Below are 323 nucleotides of genomic sequence, written 5' to 3' on the forward strand. Positions count from 1 at the left end.
GGGTGCCCTCCACGGCCCAGAGCGCAGGCATGCCGTGACGGAGCGAATCGAGCACGCCGGGCGTGAAGCCGTCGCGCAACCGGGGCGTGGGAGCCGCGTCGGCGATCCCCCATCCGACCACCCATCGACGGACGGTGCGCTCGCTCACGCCGAAGTGGCGAGCAACCTCCGAGGTGCGGCCGCCGTGCCTTCGCCAGGCAGCACGAACCGACTGACGCGTCGCTCCACGCGTCTTCGGTTGCTCGGTCGGCCTCACGGGCGGTCCCCCTCGGTACTCGTATAAGGTTGCCGCTGCTGCGGGAGGGCGAGGAGCATGGCGGCCT

1 protein-coding gene is annotated in these 323 nt (G+C 71.8%); it reads right to left on the reverse strand.

All coding sequences use genetic code 11. From position 1 onward, the window contains the following. A partial coding sequence (locus ACZ3HH_RS29550; RefSeq protein WP_465810068.1) for a helix-turn-helix domain-containing protein occupies window positions 1-256 on the reverse strand: 256 nt, incomplete at its 3' end. Between the last annotated feature and the right edge of the window lie 67 nt (window positions 257-323).

It is taken from the genome of Pseudomonas sp. PME37.24/025 (assembly GCF_055556615.1).